Origin of the sequence: Pseudomonas sp. NFR02, from assembly GCF_900119375.1 — a bacterium.
GTDB classification, from domain to species: Bacteria; Pseudomonadota; Gammaproteobacteria; order Pseudomonadales; family Pseudomonadaceae; genus Aquipseudomonas; species Aquipseudomonas paracarnis.
In genome coordinates this window covers 290,862-308,269 of record NZ_FPJJ01000005.1, presented here as the reverse complement: position 1 = coordinate 308,269, position 17,408 = coordinate 290,862, and the positions used below count along the sequence as shown (strand labels likewise).

The window sequence follows — 17,408 nt, the reverse complement described above, 5'->3', positions numbered from 1 at the left end:
TTCTCGTTGCAACTGGGCGTTGAATTACAGGAAGAAATCCATGCGGAAGTAGATCGGTGCTTCACGCTCAAGCAGCGCGGCCGGTCGTTCCAGCGAGTGGGCAAAGGTCACGCTGGTGCTGAGGTATTTACCGCGGGCGAACAGCTCAAGTGAGTTACTCGAGACGCGGCCATGCACTTCGCCGTTGTAGCGACCATTGCGGATCACGCCCTGGTCGTAGCCCAAGCTGGCACCATATTCACCGAAGACCGGGCGCAGCCAACCGAGGGTCACCGGGCGGCTCCAGCGCAGGTCATTGCGCCAGTAACCGCCGCTGTCGCCGGTCAGTTGCTGATCCTTGTAGCCGCGTACCGACGCCGAGCCGCCGAGGCTCATGCGCTGGGGGCTGAACAGCACGTCTTCACTGCGTTGGCCGGTGGCCAGGCTGGTAAAACTGAACGACTCGCCCCACAGCGTGAAGGGTTGCAGGTAGCTGACGGTGGCGGTGTATTTGCGGTAGCGGGAATTGGCCAATCGATTGCCGTTCTGATCGCGCTCATGTTGCGCCTGGGCATCGAGCAAACCGATGCCGTCCTGCATGCCGAGGTCAACGTTGACAAACGCACTGCCAACTCGCCGACCGTGGTTGATGCCCCACTGCAACTCGCTGAGGCGATTGCTGCTGACGGCCAGGCGGCTGTCTTCGATGTAGTTGTTGGTGCGCAGGTGGGACAGGCCGACGTTGAGCGACGTCTTGCTCACGGCATCACGGTGGATCACCCGCTCAGCGCGCAACTGATGGTTTTCACTGTCACCGGTTTGCTTGAAGTCGAAACCGTCGCCCTGGACGACCGAACGATAGTCGCTCTGGTTGTAGCTGTAGCTGAAGTTCCACCAGCCCCAGGGCACGTTGTAGTAGAGCATCGCGTTCTTGGAGGTTTTCTGGTGGTCGCTGACCGCGTCATGGCCGCCGCGCAGAATCAGCTGATCGGCCAGGCCCAGCGGGCTGTCCCATTCAAAGCCGGTGCCCCACTGCTGTTCGCCGGTGCTTTTCTGGCCATCGTTGTTACGCGACAGGCTGGCACGCCATGGCTTTTGCGGGTTGTTTTTGACCAGCACCGAGCTGCCGCCGACGGCATCGCCTGGGGTCAGCTCCATTTGGGCTTGGTTGGACGGCAAACGGTTGAGCTGGTCGACGGCCTGTTCGATTTCTCGCAGGTTCAATATCTCGCCGCTTTTGCCGGGAAAGGCCATGGCCAGTTCGCGGTCCGACAGTTTGCTGTTGTCTGCGCCCTTCACGCCTTCGAGTTTGCCTTCCACCACCAGCACTTGCAGGTGCCCCTTGGACATGTCCTGTTGCGGCAAGTAGGCGCGGCTGGTGACCAGGCCTTTGTCGATGTAGAAGTCGGTGAGGTCTTTGAGCAGGGCGTTGAGTTGTGAGACGCCCAGGCATTGATCGGTGTACGACTTGAGCAGACGCTCGCGTTCAGGGGCAGGCAGGTGCTCGGCACCTTGCAGTTCAATGGTCTGGATCGAGAAGCAACGGCTGTCCACCGGGGCTGCCGGCGCTTCGGGCCTGGCCTCTTTGCCGGGCAGCTCTTTGAGCTGTTCAAGGCGCCGCTGCTGATCTTCCAACAGGCGATTTTGCCGCTCGCGGATCAAGTCCTGATCACCCGGGAGGGTTGCCGCCATTACGCTGTGGGAAACGAGGCAGGCAAGCAGGGCAATACTCAGGGAATACCGAGTCCGTGGCAGTTGGGAAGACATGTTCGATCCATCGAATTTATGAAGGGTGGCAAACTAACATCGTCCGCCCCTCCCGCCAATAAACCGACTGCACTTTAGGAAATTTCTTAAAACCTTCTTAAGCGGCTGAAAAAAAAGAAAAAACAAGCAACCAGGGAGAATTTCGTTTGAAGTTCCGGGTTGGTTTCCGACCAGCGGTATCAGATTTGATACGCACTGAACACGCACACGAACGACCGGACTATCGGTCAGCGCCGGTCCGCGTATGAGTATTTGAATTTAAGGAATGCTTTTTGGACTGCGACGGAATCTGAGCAAGGAATGACTCAGCGTCGGCTCGGGCCTGCCAAATGACAGGCAAAAAAAAACCCGGAAATCCTCACTTACGTGGGCCTTCCGGATTTTCTAAACCGCCAAAAATGGTGGGTCGTGTGGGATTCGAACCTACGACCAATTGGTTAAAAGCCAACTGCTCTACCAACTGAGCTAACGACCCGCTGTGTGGTGGCGCGTATAATACTGATTTCTAAGGATTATTCAACACCTTATTTTAAATAAATCAGAAAAAACGCATTTGAACGGTAATTCGGTGGGTAGAACGCCTCTCGCAGCCGCCTGATCAGCGCCCTGGCTCGTCGTTCCACAGGTACTTGTGCAGCTGCAATTGCAGGCGCACCGGCAGGTTGTCCGCCACTACCCAGTCGGCCAGCTCTCGGGCGCTCAGGTCGTGATGGCTGGGCGAGAACAGCACCTCGCCCGCACGACGCTCCAGGCCATACTGGATCAGCTTGGAGGTGGCCCAGTCGTAATCGTCGCGAGAACAGATGACGAACTTGACCTGATCGTTGGCCGTCAGCAAGTCGATGTTCTCGTAGCGGTTGCGGTGGGCTTCCTTGGAGTCCGGGGTCTTGAGGTCGACCACTCGGCTGACACGCGGGTCGACCGCAGAGATGTCCAGGGCGCCGCTGGTTTCCAGTGAGACCTCGTACCCCGCGTCACACAGCCGCTTGAGCAATGGGATGGCATTGGGTTGCGCCAATGGCTCACCGCCCGTCACGCAGACGTAGCGCGGCCGGTAGCCGGCAACCTGTTCCAGGATGTCGTCGAGGGTGCGCACGGTACCGCCGCTGAAGGCGTAGGCGCTGTCGCAGTATTGGCAACGCAATGGGCAGCCGGTGAGCCGTACGAATACGGTGGGCAGGCCAGCAGTGCGCGTTTCACCCTGCAACGAGTAAAAGACTTCGGTAATACGTAATGTGTCTTGCATAGTCGCCACGGGCGTAACAGCTAAACAGGCTGTCCGCCTCCGTCAGGCACTTCAAGGGATTGCGCCAACGCGTCAACCCCAGGAAGCGTGTTTCATAAAAGGGCGTGGATTCTAACGAAAAAACCCGCGACAAGCGCGGGTTTCTTCTGAACGGGCTGCATTGCTTACAAGCGTTGCAGGTCCCGCTGGGCCAACTGCGCCGCGGAGGTACCCGGATACTGGGCAACCACCTGCTGCAGAATACCTTTGACCTTGTCGGTGTGACCCAGGCGGCGTTCTACGTCAGCGAGTTTGTACAGCGAGTCCGGCACCTTGGCGTGCTTGGGGTACAGCTGGCTGACCTTGGCAAAAGCCTGGCCCGCGCCCTGCAAATCACCCTTTGCCAGGTTGACCTCACCCAACCAGTACTGGGCATTGCCCGCGTACTGGCTGTTGGGGTACTTGCGCAGGAAAGCGGTGAAGGCCTGACTGGCCTTATCGAAATCCTTGGCCTTGATCAGGTCGAAGGCTGCATCGTAATACAGTTTTTCCTTCGCCGGATCACCCGGTTCACTGCTGGCGGCAGGGGCAGCCGCGGCGGCCCCTGCTGCTGCGCCACCGGCAGCGGCGCTTGGCGCGCCACCGGCAGCAGAATTATCAGGAGTAGCGGCAGGTGCAACACCGGCTCCAATACGACGATCAAGATCCTGGTAACGCTCCAGGCCTTCTTGCTTGAGCTGGTTCACCTGGTTCTGCAGCACTTCAATGGCGCCTTGTTGCTGGGCCAATTGATCCTGCATGCGTTGCAGCTGGTTGAACAGCTCGCCCTGTGCCGAGGGAGCGGACGTAGCCGCTCCCCCCGCATAGGCGCCGTTCGTGCCATAACCTGCTGGCGGATAACTGCTCCCGCTATTGTTATAGCCTGAGTTGCTATCCGTTACAGGAACCGCAGCCCACACCGCAAGCGGTGCGAAGCTGAGAGCCAATACAGTCAGAGCACGACGGCACGTTCGCATGACGAATTACTTACGCAGTTCGACGCGACGGTTCTGAGCCCACGACTGTTCGTCGTTGCCAGTTGCAACTGGACGCTCTTTACCGTAGGAAACCAGTTCCAGTTGGCCTGGAGCAACACCTTGCAGTACCAGGTAGCGCTGAACGGCTTTCGCACGACGCTCGCCCAGTGCCATGTTGTACTCACGAGTACCACGGGCGTCAGTGTTACCTTCCAGAACAACGCGAGCGCCGTTAGCTTTCAGGTCCTTGGCGTGAACGTCCAGAGCGCGCATGGCTTCTGGCTTCAGGTCCGAACTGTCGTATTCGAAGTAGAAAGTGGTGATTGCGCGCAGAGCAGCTTCTTCGCTCAGGGAGCCGTCGACCGCACCAGTGTTGGCGCCGTAACCAGCGTTTGGATCAACAGCTGCGCCTTCACCGGCATTGTCGCCGCCTTTAGAGGAGCAACCAACGGCTACGGACAGAGCCAGAGCCAGAGCAGCAAACTTACCAAACTTCAGCATTTCCATCGTGAAACTCCTAATGAACCCCAGTGTGTTAAGTACTTCTTTTTGTAGCGCCGCGTCAGTTCAGGTAAGGGGACCAGGATGGTTCTCTGACTTCGCCTTGTGCGGTAGGAAGTGGGAGCCTTACGCGTCCATTGATGGACACGAGCATCAAGACTCCCCGGCCCTGCTGGCGGGTGGCGTAGATTACCATGGTGCCGTTGGGCGCAACAGTGGCTGACTCATCAAGGTTGGTATCTGTAAGGATTTTTACGGTTCCGCGCTGCAAATCCTGGGCCGCAACCCGAAAATTAGTGAAACCATCCTGACGGTGAATCATCACCAACGTCTTTTCATCGGCCGAAAGCTTGGGGTTGGCGTTGTAGTTACCAATAAAGGTCACACGTTCCGCACCGCCGCCGTTCACATTTGCCTTGTAGACCTGAGGCTTGCCGCCACGGTCGGAGGTGAAGTAGATGGTCGAACCATCCTTACCCCAGAACGGTTCGGTGTTGATGCCCGGGCCGCTGGTCACACGCGAGAGTTGACGCGAGGCCATGTTCATCACGTAGATATCCGGGTTACCGTCCTTGGACAGCACGAAAGCCAGGCGCGAACCATCCGGCGACCAGGCTGGCGCACCGTTGAGGCCTTCGAAGTTGGTGATCTGCTCACGACGGCCAGTATCGATGTGCTGCACAAAGATGCGCGGACGACGCTGTTCGAACGATACGTAGGCAATACGCTTGCCATCCGGCGCGAAGCGCGGCGACAGGATTGGCTCACGGGACTGCAGCAAGGTCACTGCACGTGCACCGTCGTAGTCCGAGCGCTGCAGGGTGTAGCGGGTGTTGTCTACCGAGAAGCGCTCAGCGGTGACGTACAACAGGCGCGTCGAGAACGCCCCTTTGATACCGGTGAGCTTCTCAAACGACTGGTCCGAGATGTAGTGGGCCATGTCGCGCAGTTGCTCGGCGGTACCCGATACGCTGCCGGTCAACACCTGCTGCTCGGTGGCCACGTTGAACAACGTGTACTGGATCTGCAGGCGACCGCCGGCCGGCGTGATGCTGCCGACCATCAGGTACTGGGCACCGACGGCCTTCCAGTCACGGAAGATGACTTCGCTGGCCTGGGTTGGCTGGCTGATCATGTTGCCTTTTGGAATTGGCGCGTAGTAACCGGAGTTACGCAGGTCGTCGCTGACGATCTGGGCCATGTCGTCCGGCAGCACGCTGCCGCCCTGCCAACCGAACGGAACTACCGCAATCGGTGTGGCCCGATCACTGCCGCTGGTAACCAGGATGTTCTTTTCATCCGCCGCCGCTATCCCTGCCATACAGCAAATAACGACAAGCATTCCTCGAAGAAGGTTTCTCACAAGGCTAGATCCTCAGGTGTGAATGTCATCTTGAATGAACGATAGGGAGCGAAGTCACTTGGTTTCATTCCCTGCATCTCGGTCAACCGGCCAATATTCTTGACCGCGGCAACCGCCGAACTGTCGAACGAACCGTCACCACTGGACTTGGCCACGCTGACCGAAGTCACCGTACCGTCCGGCAACATGCCGATCTGCAGCACTACTGTCATGCCTTTACGTGCCGAAGGTGGACGTGTCCAGCCTTCCGCTGCCCGCGCCCGAATCAGGTCGTCGAAACTGCCCGCGACTTCATCGCCACGCTCATCGGCCAAGGCTTGCTGACGCTGCGGCGTGTCGGAAAGCAAATCTGCCAGGGCCTGGGCCTTTTTCTCTTCGGCGGATTTGCGTGCTGCTTCCTGGGCCTTCTTCTTGGAGGCGTCGGCGGCAGCTTTCTTCTTCGCTTCGTCGGCGACTTTCTTCTTCGCCTCGTCTGCTTCAGCTTTTTTCTTGGCGTCTTCGGCGGCTTTCTTCTTCGCGTCTTCGACTATCTTTTTCTTGGCTTCTTCAGCGGCCTTTTTCTTGGCCTCTTCTTCGGCAGCCTTTTTGGCTTCTTCTTCCGATTTCTTCTTGGCTATATCAGCCAATTGTTTCTCTTCGGCCTTTTTGGCTTCGGCAGCTTTCTCGGCTTTCTTGGCTTCATCAGCCTTTTTCGCCTCGTCGGCTTTCTTGGCTTCGTCAGCCTTTTTCGATTCCTCGGCCTTTTGAGCCGCCTCTTCTTTCTTTTGTTCCGCAGCAGCCTTCACCGCTTCCTGCTCGACCTTCTTCTGTTCCATCTGCTCGACTTCAGTCTGGCGCGCAGCCGACTTCTGGGCCTCACCCGCAATCTTCTGATTGGTCTGGGTGGTGGCCTGACTTTTCGATTTCAGCTGATACAGGGTCGCCTGCACGATCGGCTTGGCTGGCGGCAGGTCCGGGGTCATGGCAAAGCTGACAAACAGCATGCCGAACACCAGGACGTGCAGGGCTATTGCCCACACGCCAGGCCAGAAGTAGCTTTCCGAGGCGGACGGCTCTCGCTGTTGCTGCATCAGGGCGCCTCGGTAATCAAGCCAACGTTACCGACGCCGGCCTTCTGCAGCCCGCCCATGGCGCCCATGACGGAGCCGTAGTCGACCGATTTGTCACCCCGGATAAACACCTGGGTGTGCTTGCCGCCTTCGTTGCCGGAGCGAATGATCTTGGTCACAGCATCGGTCATGGCCGGCAACGTCAGGGCCTTGTCCTGCTGCTTTTGCGTGTCGACTTCGCTGCCAAGGTTCCAGTAATAGGTCTTGTCAGCCTTGATCGAAATGGTCAGGACCTGAGTGTTGTTGTCCTGCGGCAAGGCTTCACTGGAAACCTTGGGCAGATCAACCTTCACGCCCTGGTTGAGCATCGGCGCGGTCACCATGAAGATCACCAGCAGCACCAGCATCACGTCGATGTAAGGCACTACGTTCATCTCGGCGACCGGCTTGCGCTTTTTGCGAGCTCGAGCGATTAAAGCCATTGGGAATTACCTGCTTATTCTTCGCTGGTGTGCACTTTACGGTGCAGGATCGCCTGGAATTCATCGGCGAAGGTGTAGTAACGGCCGATCAAGGTTTCGCTGGTTGCGGCGAAACGGTTGTAGGCGATTACTGCGGGGATAGCGGCGAACAGGCCGATCGCGGTGGCGATCAGGGCTTCGGCAATACCCGGGGCCACGGTGGCCAGTGTGGCTTGCTGCGCCTGGGCCAGGCCGCGGAAGGAGTTCATGATCCCCCATACGGTACCGAACAGGCCGATATACGGGCTGACGGAACCCACGGTGGCGAGGAACGGCAGGCCCTGCTCAAGTTTCTCTTCTTCGCGGGAGATGGCCACGCGCATGGCACGGGCCACACCTTCCATCACCGCTTCAGGATCGACACCCGGCTGCTGGCGCAGGCGCGAGAACTCCTTGAAGCCGGCACGGAAGATCTGCTCGACGCCCGAATCCGGGTCCGGGTTGCTGCCGGCCTGGCGGTACAGCTTGGACAGGTCGATACCCGACCAGAAGCGCTCTTCAAAGCTCTCCAGGGCACGTCGACCGGCGCGCAACATGTTGCTGCGCTGAAAAATCATGACCCAAGAGGTAACCGATGCGGCTACCAGTGTCAGCATGACCAGTTGAACCACGACACTGGCATTGCTGACCAGGCTCCACATGGAGGAATGGTCGACGACGGTAGGTTCCACGCTAAATCTCCTGCTTTGATTGTTGACCCGCGCCGCTCACGGCGGCAAAGGCCGCGCGTAGAGTTTCGGGAATGGCCCGAGGTTTCAAGCTGTTGGTGCGCACACACGCCACCAGGAACTGCCCCTCACAGAGCAGCGTTGCATCCGTGGCCCGCCTGACCTGCTGTTTGAAACGCAGGCTGGCACGGTTCAATTCGATGACTTCAGCGCTGACCAGCAACTCATCGTCCAGTCGCGCCGGCGCGTAATACCGCGCCTCGCTGGAATGCACGACGAATAACAGGTCCTCGCCTACAAGCTCGGACTGGGCAAAACCCAACTCCCGCAGCCGCTCGGTTCGAGCCCGTTCCATGAATTTCAGGTAATTGACGTAATAAACGATGCCGCCGGCATCGGTGTCCTCGTAATAAACGCGACAGCGATGTGCGAACGACTGATCCCCGTTTTGCGCGCGCATACTCTAGTGCTTACTCCTCAGGTTGCCAATTGGCTGGGCAACTGTTTTTTCATTCCTGAACGCTTTTGCAGTGAATCAAATGACGACGCCAGACACTGGGACAGCACAAAGCTCAGATAAATCGTCCGGCGTAAGCTTTTTAATCGTCTACCGCATCGAGGAATTCGTCTACCACGGGCATCTCTCCCAATCGTGACGGAATGTTTAGCCCAAAGTGCAGGTAAGCATGACGCGTCACCACCCTGCCCCGCGGGGTTCGCATGATGTAGCCCTGCTGAATCAGGTACGGTTCCAGCACATCCTCAATGGTATGGCGCTCTTCGCTGATGGCTGCGGCCAGGCTGTCCACGCCCACCGGGCCACCGTCGAATTTCTCGATCATGGTCAAAAGTAGGCGTCGATCCTGGTGATCAAAACCATGTTCGTCCACATCCAGCAGGTTCAAGGCAAGGTCCGCCACGGCCTTGGTGATGTGGCCCTTGGCACGCACCTCGGCAAAGTCTCGCACGCGGCGCAGCAAACGGTTGGCAATTCGTGGCGTACCGCGAGCGCGTCGAGCGATTTCAAAGGCGCCTTCCGGGTCCAGGGGCAAGCCAAGGATACTCGCCGACCGGCTGACAATGGTCGCCAGATCGGCGGTGCTATAGAACTCTAGACGTTGAACAATGCCGAAACGGTCTCGCAGCGGGTTGGTCAGCATGCCCGCACGGGTGGTCGCGCCCACCAGGGTGAATGGCGGCAGGTCGAGCTTGATCGAGCGGGCCGCAGGGCCTTCGCCAATCATGATGTCGAGCTGAAAGTCCTCCATGGCCGGGTACAGCACTTCCTCGACAATCGGTGATAACCGATGGATCTCGTCGATAAACAGTACGTCATGGGGTTCAAGATTGGTCAGCAGCGCCGCCAGGTCTCCAGGACGCTCCAGCACGGGGCCGGAGGTGGACTTGATCGACACGCCCATTTCCTGGGCGATGATATTGGCCAGGGTGGTCTTGCCCAACCCGGGCGGGCCGAAGATCAAGGTGTGGTCCAGGGACTCACTGCGCCCGCGCGCGGCCTGGATAAACAACTCCATCTGTTCGCGCACGGTGGGCTGGCCGATGTATTCGGCCAGGCTCAACGGGCGGATGGCCCGGTCCTGGACTTCTTCACGGTCACGCGGGCCGGTGGCCGCGATCAGACGATCGGCTTCAATCACTTAAATCATTCCCTTCAGGGCACGGCGAATCATGTCTTCAGCGCTCAGGTTCTTGTCCTTGATGGCCGATACGGCCTTGCTGGCTTCCTGAGGCTTGTAGCCCAGGGAGATCAGCGCATTGACCGCATCGCTTTCGGCGCTGGCGACCTGGGCCGCCGGCATATCCGGCTGGTTCGGTACCAGGGCGAACATGCTCGGCACCACCTCCCAGGCTTTGAAGCGGTCCTTGAGCTCGACCAGCAAGCGCTCGGCAGTTTTCTTGCCGACGCCCGGCACCTTGGTCAGGGCCGAGGTATCCTGGGCCGATACAGCACGCACCAACTCATCCACTTCCAGGCTCGACATCAAGGCCAGGGCCAATTTGGGCCCCACGCCATTGAGACGAATCAGCTCGCGGAAGAAATCGCGGTCGCGCTTGCCGATGAAACCATAGAGTAGTTGCGCGTCTTCGCGCACCACTAAATGCGTGTGCAAGGTTATCGGCTCGCCGACCGACGGCAGGCGATACAAGGTGGTCATGGGCACTTCCAGCTCATAACCCAACCCATTCACATCCAGAATCAGGTGCGGCGGCTGTTTCTCAGCCAGGGTGCCGCGCAAGCGTCCAATCACGGTTCAGATCCTTAAAGCTGGGGGGTCAGATCGGAGCCTGACCGCAAAAATAACGATTGCGCTGATGCTATCAGAGACGCAGGCGCCCGCCACGACTACGTGCTGCGCCCAAGCCGTGAGGCAACAGGCTGGAGCGGGTATGGGCATGGCAAATGGCGATGGCCAGGGCATCCGAGGCGTCGATCTGTGGCTTTGAAGTGAGCTTGAGCATGTGCATGACCATCATCTGCACCTGCTCCTTGTTGGCGCCACCGGTGCCGACCACGGCCTGCTTGACCTGGGTCGCGGTGTATTCAGCGATCTCCATGCCCTCCTCGGCACCCGCCACGATGGCAGCGCCACGGGCCTGGCCGAGCTTCAACGCCGAGTCGGCGTTCTTGGCCATGAAGACTTTTTCGATGCCCATGGTGACCGGGCCGTAGGTCTGGATGACTTCACGCACGCCGCGATAGACGATCTGCAGCCGTTCGGCCAATTCCCCTGCGCCAGTGCGGATGCAGCCCGAGGCGACGTACACACAGCCACGTGGGGTCTGCTGCACCACGCCAAATCCGGTGATGCGCGAACCGGGGTCGATACCTAGGATTAAAGTCATAACGCCTGCGGTTGGGGTAAACACATTTTTTGATACACAGAGGATCCGATGTGGGAGCGGGCTTGCTCGCGAAAGCGGTGGGTCAGACAGCTCATGTACTGACTGACCCACCGCTTTCGCGAGCAAGCCTGCTCCCACATTCGGAACCACATCATCCTTCAGACCAGCTGTGCTGCAACTTCTTCAGGGATGTCGGCATTCGAATACACATTCTGCACATCATCCAGGTCTTCAAGCATGTCCAGCAGCTTCAGCACCTTCTGCGCACCGTCCAGGTCCAGTTCGGCACTGGTGGTCGGCAGCATCACGATTTCTGCGTCGGTGCCGTTGAAACCAGCGGCTTCCAGGGCGTTGCGCACGGCGTAGAAGCTGGCGAACGAGGTAAACACGTCGATGGAGCCGTCTTCGTTGGTCACGACGTCATCGGCATCCGCTTCCATTGCGGCTTCCATCAGCGCGTCTTCATCGGTGCCCGGTGCGAAGGTGATCTGCCCCTTGCGCTCGAACAGGTAGGCCACCGAACCATCCGTGCCGAGGTTGCCGCCGCACTTGCTGAACGCATGACGTACGGCTGCCGCGGTACGGTTGCGGTTGTCGGTCATGCATTCGACCATCACCGCCACGCCGCCCGGGCCGTAGCCTTCATAGGTCAGCTCGACCATATCGTCGGTGTCGGCCGCACCAGCACCACGGGCCACGGCGCGGTCGATGATGTCGCGGCTCATGTTGGCGCCCAGCGCCTTGTCCAGCGCCAGGCGCAGACGCGGGTTAGAGCCCGGGTCACCGCCACCCTGGCGGGCCGCGACGGTCAGTTCGCGAATCCACTTGGTGAAGATTTTGCCTTTCTTGGCATCCTGACGCTCTTTGCGGTGCTTGATGTTCGCCCACTTGGAATGGCCAGCCATAACACAACTCCGAATTCTCTAGAAACCTTATCAATCTCGCCCCAGGCGAGATTTCCCTCTTTTAAACGCAAAGGCGCATCCGAAGATGCGCCTTTTTGACTGCGTACAACCTTATCGCGCTTTCACGCTGCAGCCTTACTCAGCCTTCGGCGTCTCGCGCAGGCGGATGTGCAGCTCGCGCAGGGCCTTGGCATCCACAACACCCGGCGCCTGGGTCATGACGTCCGCAGCGCTCTGGGTTTTCGGGAAGGCGATCACTTCACGGATCGACTGGGCGCCGGTCATCAGCATCACCAGACGGTCCAGGCCGAACGCCAGGCCACCGTGCGGCGGCGCGCCGTATTTCAGGGCGTCGAGCAGGAAGCCGAATTTCTCTTCCTGTTCCGCTTCGTTGATGCCCAGCAGGCGGAATACCGCTTGTTGCATCTCTTTGCGGTGGATACGGATCGAACCGCCACCCAGTTCAGTACCGTTCAACACCATGTCGTAGGCACGGGACAGCGCGCCTGCAGGGTTGGCTTCCAGCTCTTGCGGGGAGCACTTCGGTGCGGTGAACGGGTGGTGCAAGGCGCTGAAGCTGCCGTCGTCGTTCTCTTCGAACATCGGGAAGTCCACAACCCACATAGGCGCCCACTCGCAGGTCAGCAGGTTCAGGTCGTGACCGAGCTTGATCCGCAGCGCGCCCAGGGCTTCGCTGACGATCTTGGCCTTGTCGGCGCCGAAGAACACGATGTCGCCGTCAACCGCACCGACGCGATCAAGGATCGTGTTCAGGTTGGCTTCAGGGATGTTTTTCACGATCGGCGATTGCAGGCCGTCGACGCCGTTGGCGCGCTCGTTGACCTTGATGTACGCCAGGCCCTTGGCACCGTAGATGCCGACGAACTTGGTGTAGTCGTCGATCTGCTTGCGCGGCATGCTCGCGCCGCCAGGCACACGCAGGGCGGCGATGCGGCATTTAGGATCGTTGGCCGGGCCGCTGAACACCTTGAAGTCGACGTCCTTGAGCTGGTCGGCCACGTCCACCAGTTCCAGCGGGTTACGCAGGTCTGGCTTGTCGGAACCGTAGCGGCGCATGGCTTCTTCGAAAGTCATGTGCGGGAATTCGCCGAACTCCAGGTCCAGCACTTCCTTGAACAGGTTGCGGATCATCTGCTCGGTCAGGCCCATGATCTCTTTTTCATCGAGGAAGCTGGTCTCGATGTCGATCTGGGTGAATTCCGGCTGGCGGTCAGCGCGCAGGTCTTCGTCACGGAAGCACTTGGCGATCTGGTAGTAGCGGTCGAAACCGGCCACCATCAGCAGTTGCTTGAACAGCTGCGGCGATTGCGGCAAGGCGAAGAAGCTGCCGGCATGGGTACGGCTCGGTACCAGGTAGTCACGCGCGCCTTCCGGGGTGGCCCGGGTGAGGATCGGCGTTTCGACGTCCAGGAAGCCGTTTTCATCCAAGAAGCGGCGGATGCTGGTGGTCATGCGCGAACGCAGGCGCAGCTTCTCGGCCATTTCCGGACGACGCAAGTCCAGGAAGCGGTAGCGCAGGCGGGTTTCTTCGCCCACATCGGAGTATTCGTTGAGTGGGAACGGTGGGGTTTCCGACTCGTTCAGCACTTCCAGCTCATAGCCCAGTACTTCGATGCCGCCGGACGCCATGTTCTTGTTCACGGCACCGGCCGGACGCAGGCGTACCTTGCCGGTGATCTTGACGACGTATTCGCTGCGCACGCGGTCGGCGGCTGCAAAACTCTCGGCGCGGTCCGGGTCGAACACCACCTGGGCCAGACCATCACGGTCACGGATATCGAGGAAGATCACCCCGCCGTGGTCGCGGCGACGGTGAACCCATCCGCAAAGGGTGATTTCCTGACCTTCCAGGGTCTCGTTCAGTTGGCCGCAATAGTGGCTGCGCATCATGGTCGTGGTTTCACTTCTCGTAATTCGAAATTCGGTGGCAGGCCCGCCTCGTCACCGTACATTAAAGCAGGGGACGGATAATGCAGGAGCCTGCGCGTAGAGTTCAACTCAGTCTGCTTTGTCGCCGCCCGCCAGGTTCTTCTTGGCGCCGGTCTTGAAATCGGTCTCGTACCAGCCGCTGCCGCTCAGGCGGAAGCCCGGCATGGACAACATCTTCTTCAACTCAGGTGCCTGGCAGGCAGGGCAATCGACCAGCGGCGCGGCGCTGATCTTCTGAATGGCTTCCAACTGATGACCACAGGAAGCGCATTGATAGTCGTACATGGGCATGGAGATGTCTCGGCGATCAGATCGTTACAGCGCCACGCCCTGCCCTGTGCTTAAAGCCCGGCATGCGCAGCAAAGCGCGGGATTATATCTGGTAAATCAACACAGCGCAGCCGGCTTTGTGCTCAGGGCCCGGCCCGCCGGGATGACGGACCGACCACCGGACTACTGCGCAAGCGTGTCCCCGCACGTGAGGGCGCCACGGCCTTTGAGCACATGGACCACGCACACCACCCTCACCAGCCCACTGAAGTTCTTCACGCCTCCGTAACGCAAATGCACTTCCCGATCGACGTAGGACAACAACGCACTGACCGAACAGGTATTGAGCCTGGCGATTTCCGTCAGGATGTTCCAATAGATCTGTTCAAGCCGCAGGCAGGTAGAAAACCCATTGAGCCTGACCGACCGGGACAGCGGCTTGGCCAGCCCCATATCAAAACCCTTGGCAAAAGGGTCGACCTTTATCTTGTGAAAACCACAGGTTTCCATCGCTCCCTTACTCACTCCACGTGACATACAGCTGACACTCCATTGCCAAACAACAGCCAACAGGTTTCTCCCATTGGACGATGGGCCTATAAAACAGCAGCCAGCACAGAGCAGCCAGAAGACGGGGAGTTGTTAGTCGTAGGACAACGCCAGGAAGCGCAGGGAAACCAGCAGGCGGCGCCCAAAAGGCGCCGCCAGGGTTCGACGATTACTGGTTTTCGAGCAGGGAGCGCAGCATCCACGCGGTTTTCTCGTGAACCTGCATACGCTGGGTCAAGAGGTCCGCCGTCGGCTCATCACTGACTTTGTCGAGCAATGGGAAGATGCCCCGCGCGGTACGCGTGACTGCTTCCTGACCGGCCACCAACTGCTTGATCATCTCTTCGGCGCTCGGCACCCCCTCTTCTTCCTTGATGGAAGACAGGCGGGCGTAAATCGAATAGGCACCCGGCGCCGGGAAGCCCAAGGCACGGATACGCTCAGCAATGGAGTCCACTGCCAGCGCCAGCTCGTTGTACTGCTCTTCGAACATCAGGTGCAGCGTACGAAACATGGGGCCTGTGACGTTCCAATGGAAATTGTGGGTCTTCAGATACAGAACATAGGTATCGGAGAGCAGGCGGGAAAGTCCGTCGACGATGGATTTACGGTCTTCTTCACTGATACCAATATCGATTGCCATGTGTTTCCCCTTCAATTGACGAGCATTCATTGATCAGGTGCAGCTCCACTCTAGCAAGAGAGTGCGCCACGTGCAGCCCGACACACTCGGGCGGCATGCGGCAAATCGCCCCGCACCGCCTGCGAGATCTGAGTTGGCAAGCCTGTTTACCTGTAGGAAGGGTCTTGGCTGCCACTGAAAAAATCCCGCACCTGTCTAGGACAAGCGTTTGACGCAGAAATGCCGTGGCCGTGGCAACACCCCGAAATGCTTGATTTGAGTAGGCACAGCCTTTGCTGTTAAATAGACGCGGTGTGGCTGCCGTTTATTCCTGCGGCACGTCACATAGGCTGATACCCGCGCACGTGCTCAACGCCTCCCATTGTTCAGAAGCGAACCGTGCCAGTCAGCTCTTCCTTGTGATCCGTCTTAACGTGAGTTAACCAAAATGTTGAAAATCGTCCACCTGCTAACGGGCGTTGCAGCGTTGCTGCTGTCCTTTATTCCGAGCCTGCAGCCTGAAAGCCTGCCCTACCTGGAACAACACGACGCCCTGTACCTGGCCTTGTTCGGCCTTCTTAACCTGACGCTCGCACCGGTAATCCCTTACTGGAACAAAGGCACGCGTCATCAACTGCAAAACCTGGTCAGTGCGCTGCTGGTGCTGACTGTTGTCGTACAAACCCTTACCCTCCTGGCGCCCATGCCTGAAGTCGGGGGCCATCCGGCCATCCTACTCAGCCTGGTGATTGCTGTGGTCGCCATCGTTCTTCACCTGGCCATCAGCTTCTACCGCTCGTCTCCAGCGGCCGCGTCGCAAAACTATGACATGACCAACCGGGATACCGGGACCGTCAAGTGGTTCAACACCTCCAAGGGCTTCGGCTTCATTTCCCGCGATTCGGGCGACGATATCTTCGTCCACTTCCGAGCCATTCGTGGCGAAGGCCATCGCGTACTGGTCGAAGGCCAGCGCGTGGAGTTCTCGGTGATGAACCGTGACAAGGGCCTGCAAGCCGAAGACGTCATCGCTGCCCTGCCGCGTCGCTGATTCCCCAGCTTTCGCAGCAAAAAAAACCGCGATCCAGCCTTGGCTGGGTCGCGGTTTTTTATTGCGTGCGCAGTCAATAGTGGGGCGGCGGCGCTTCTTCTTCGGATGACTCGAATTGCCCGCCCATTTCTTCCTGGCGCTTGAGCAGTGCAGTCATCTGCAATTGCAGGCGTTCGACGGCCCGCTGCTGGGTGACCAGAATGTCATTGAGGGTTTCAATGGTGTCGTCCTGGAAGGCCAGGCGGCTTTCCAGGTCGGTGACGCGTTCTTGCAGGTCCATGGTTCAGTCCTGGGTAAAGATGAAGTCGGCAGGCAATAGCTCACGCAATCGGCTGCGAATCGCGGCCACCTGCTCTTCGGTATAGGGCTGGGCCGGGTGCTTGCCCCACACGGGGGCTGGCCAGGCGGCGTCGTCGCGCTTGCGCACAATCACATGCACATGCAACTGGCTGACCACGTTACCCAACGCGCCGATGTTCATTTTGTCGGCCGCCAAGCCCTCGTTGAGCAACTGCGCCAAGGCTGTCGTTTCTTGCCACAAGGTTTGTTGATCGGCGACATCCAGTTGAAACACTTCGCTGATACCGTCGATGCGTGGCACCAGAATGAACCAGGGGTAATTGGCGTCATTGGACAGCAGCAGACGACAGAGCGGGAAGTCCCCAATGGCCAAGGTATCTTGTAGCAGGCGTTGATCTAAGGCGAACACGTGGCACTCCGTTCGGCAGGTCGGTAACAGGTGCCCAGCATACCTTCGAATGCCCAAGGCTTCACGGGCAATGCTGGCGGCCTTGAGGCAGCCGGGCAAAAAAATGCACCCTTTAGAGGCAGTAACTCAAGAGAGCAACGCTAGGCCGGGCCTCAACGGGATGCACCAAAATGACCCACCTGTGCCTCAAAGGGATCCGCCGATTACCCACTGATAAGGGTCAACCGGTAACGTTTTACCCAGGTACAGGATTCAGGTACCACCGAACCGGGGTAACACCCTGGCGTCAAGCCCAACCCAAATGGCGTAAAACCCCCGTGCTTATGCGGTTTTTACAGGTTCATCACACTTTTCACGAAAAAATGACATTCGGTCAGCGGTTTGAGCACGCTTGTTGC

20 protein-coding genes and 1 tRNA gene are annotated in these 17,408 nt (G+C 58.9%); 1 reads left to right on the top strand and 20 read right to left on the bottom strand.

The genetic code is table 11. The features are described from left to right. Positions 1–24: 24 nt before the first annotated feature. From BT199_RS17385 to BT199_RS17300, 18 genes are all read right to left on the bottom strand, one after another. The gene (locus tag BT199_RS17385; protein ID WP_072435131.1) at positions 25–1,746 is read right to left on the bottom strand and encodes a ShlB/FhaC/HecB family hemolysin secretion/activation protein; all 1,722 of its coding nucleotides are present in this window, start codon (positions 1,744–1,746) and stop codon (positions 25–27) included. A gap of 399 nt (positions 1,747–2,145) precedes the next feature. Continuing rightward, positions 2,146–2,221 (bottom strand) — tRNA-Lys (locus BT199_RS17380). Between the two features lie 123 nt (positions 2,222–2,344). Continuing rightward, a complete protein-coding gene (gene queE / locus BT199_RS17375) occupies positions 2,345–2,992 on the bottom strand; it encodes a 7-carboxy-7-deazaguanine synthase QueE (RefSeq protein WP_072435129.1) in 648 nt (215 codons plus the stop codon). A gap of 164 nt (positions 2,993–3,156) precedes the next feature. Then, positions 3,157–3,987 carry a tol-pal system protein YbgF gene (ybgF, locus tag BT199_RS17370; RefSeq protein ID WP_014719713.1) on the bottom strand — a complete coding sequence of 277 codons (831 nt, stop codon included), beginning with the start codon at positions 3,985–3,987 and terminating at the stop codon, positions 3,157–3,159. Positions 3,988–3,993: 6 nt separating this feature from the next. Continuing rightward, on the bottom strand, positions 3,994–4,494 hold the full coding sequence (pal, locus tag BT199_RS17365; RefSeq protein ID WP_003193861.1) for a peptidoglycan-associated lipoprotein Pal: 501 nt from the start codon (positions 4,492–4,494) through the stop codon (positions 3,994–3,996). Positions 4,495–4,549: 55 nt separating this feature from the next. Then, positions 4,550–5,830 (bottom strand): Tol-Pal system beta propeller repeat protein TolB, encoded by a 1,281-nt coding sequence (gene tolB, locus BT199_RS17360; protein WP_032874245.1) that lies wholly within the window; start codon positions 5,828–5,830, stop codon positions 4,550–4,552. 17 nt (positions 5,831–5,847) lie between these two features. After that, positions 5,848–6,921, bottom strand: a complete 1,074-nt coding sequence (gene tolA / locus BT199_RS17355; RefSeq protein WP_003193863.1) for a cell envelope integrity protein TolA — start codon at positions 6,919–6,921, stop codon at positions 5,848–5,850. Further along, positions 6,921–7,373: a protein TolR gene (tolR, locus tag BT199_RS17350; protein ID WP_161793227.1), complete on the bottom strand. Its 453-nt coding sequence runs from the start codon at positions 7,371–7,373 to the stop codon at positions 6,921–6,923. The genes tolA and tolR overlap by 1 nt, the downstream gene beginning before the upstream one ends. A gap of 23 nt (positions 7,374–7,396) precedes the next feature. Continuing rightward, positions 7,397–8,092: a protein TolQ gene (tolQ, locus tag BT199_RS17345; protein WP_003193865.1), complete on the bottom strand. Its 696-nt coding sequence runs from the start codon at positions 8,090–8,092 to the stop codon at positions 7,397–7,399. A gap of 1 nt (position 8,093) precedes the next feature. Further along, the gene (gene ybgC, locus BT199_RS17340) at positions 8,094–8,549 is read right to left on the bottom strand and encodes a tol-pal system-associated acyl-CoA thioesterase (RefSeq protein ID WP_014719714.1); all 456 of its coding nucleotides are present in this window, start codon (positions 8,547–8,549) and stop codon (positions 8,094–8,096) included. A 139-nt stretch (positions 8,550–8,688) separates the two neighbouring features. Further along, positions 8,689–9,747: a Holliday junction branch migration DNA helicase RuvB gene (gene ruvB / locus BT199_RS17335; protein WP_003193867.1), complete on the bottom strand. Its 1,059-nt coding sequence runs from the start codon at positions 9,745–9,747 to the stop codon at positions 8,689–8,691. Then, entirely contained in the window at positions 9,748–10,359 is a 612-nt protein-coding gene (gene ruvA, locus BT199_RS17330) for a Holliday junction branch migration protein RuvA (protein ID WP_003193868.1), read from the bottom strand. A gap of 70 nt (positions 10,360–10,429) precedes the next feature. Further along, on the bottom strand, positions 10,430–10,954 hold the full coding sequence (gene ruvC / locus BT199_RS17325; protein ID WP_019821257.1) for a crossover junction endodeoxyribonuclease RuvC: 525 nt from the start codon (positions 10,952–10,954) through the stop codon (positions 10,430–10,432). Between the two features lie 158 nt (positions 10,955–11,112). Next, positions 11,113–11,859 carry a YebC/PmpR family DNA-binding transcriptional regulator gene (locus BT199_RS17320; RefSeq protein WP_072435127.1) on the bottom strand — a complete coding sequence of 249 codons (747 nt, stop codon included), beginning with the start codon at positions 11,857–11,859 and terminating at the stop codon, positions 11,113–11,115. Positions 11,860–11,994: 135 nt separating this feature from the next. Further along, positions 11,995–13,770: an aspartate--tRNA ligase gene (gene aspS / locus BT199_RS17315; protein ID WP_005790914.1), complete on the bottom strand. Its 1,776-nt coding sequence runs from the start codon at positions 13,768–13,770 to the stop codon at positions 11,995–11,997. 108 nt (positions 13,771–13,878) lie between these two features. Then, a complete protein-coding gene (locus BT199_RS17310) occupies positions 13,879–14,100 on the bottom strand; it encodes an FmdB family zinc ribbon protein (RefSeq protein ID WP_003193872.1) in 222 nt (73 codons plus the stop codon). Positions 14,101–14,262: 162 nt separating this feature from the next. Continuing rightward, a complete protein-coding gene (locus tag BT199_RS17305) occupies positions 14,263–14,616 on the bottom strand; it encodes a ribbon-helix-helix domain-containing protein (protein WP_072435124.1) in 354 nt (117 codons plus the stop codon). Between the two features lie 181 nt (positions 14,617–14,797). After that, complete coding sequence (locus tag BT199_RS17300; protein WP_003193874.1) at positions 14,798–15,271, bottom strand: Dps family protein; 474 nt, start codon at positions 15,269–15,271, stop codon at positions 14,798–14,800. A 427-nt stretch (positions 15,272–15,698) separates the two neighbouring features. Here BT199_RS17300 and BT199_RS27610 point away from each other — a divergent pair, with 427 nt between their 5' ends. Beyond that, complete coding sequence (locus BT199_RS27610; RefSeq protein ID WP_003193875.1) at positions 15,699–16,301, top strand: cold-shock protein; 603 nt, start codon at positions 15,699–15,701, stop codon at positions 16,299–16,301. A 73-nt stretch (positions 16,302–16,374) separates the two neighbouring features. On the opposite strand, the gene BT199_RS17290 is transcribed toward BT199_RS27610, so the two are convergent. Both BT199_RS17290 and BT199_RS17285 read right to left on the bottom strand, forming a co-directional pair. Next, complete coding sequence (locus BT199_RS17290) at positions 16,375–16,581, bottom strand: SlyX family protein (protein WP_005790924.1); 207 nt, start codon at positions 16,579–16,581, stop codon at positions 16,375–16,377. Between the two features lie 3 nt (positions 16,582–16,584). Then, the gene (locus tag BT199_RS17285) at positions 16,585–17,010 is read right to left on the bottom strand and encodes an HIT domain-containing protein (RefSeq protein WP_072435122.1); all 426 of its coding nucleotides are present in this window, start codon (positions 17,008–17,010) and stop codon (positions 16,585–16,587) included. Positions 17,011–17,408: the final 398 nt, after the last annotated feature.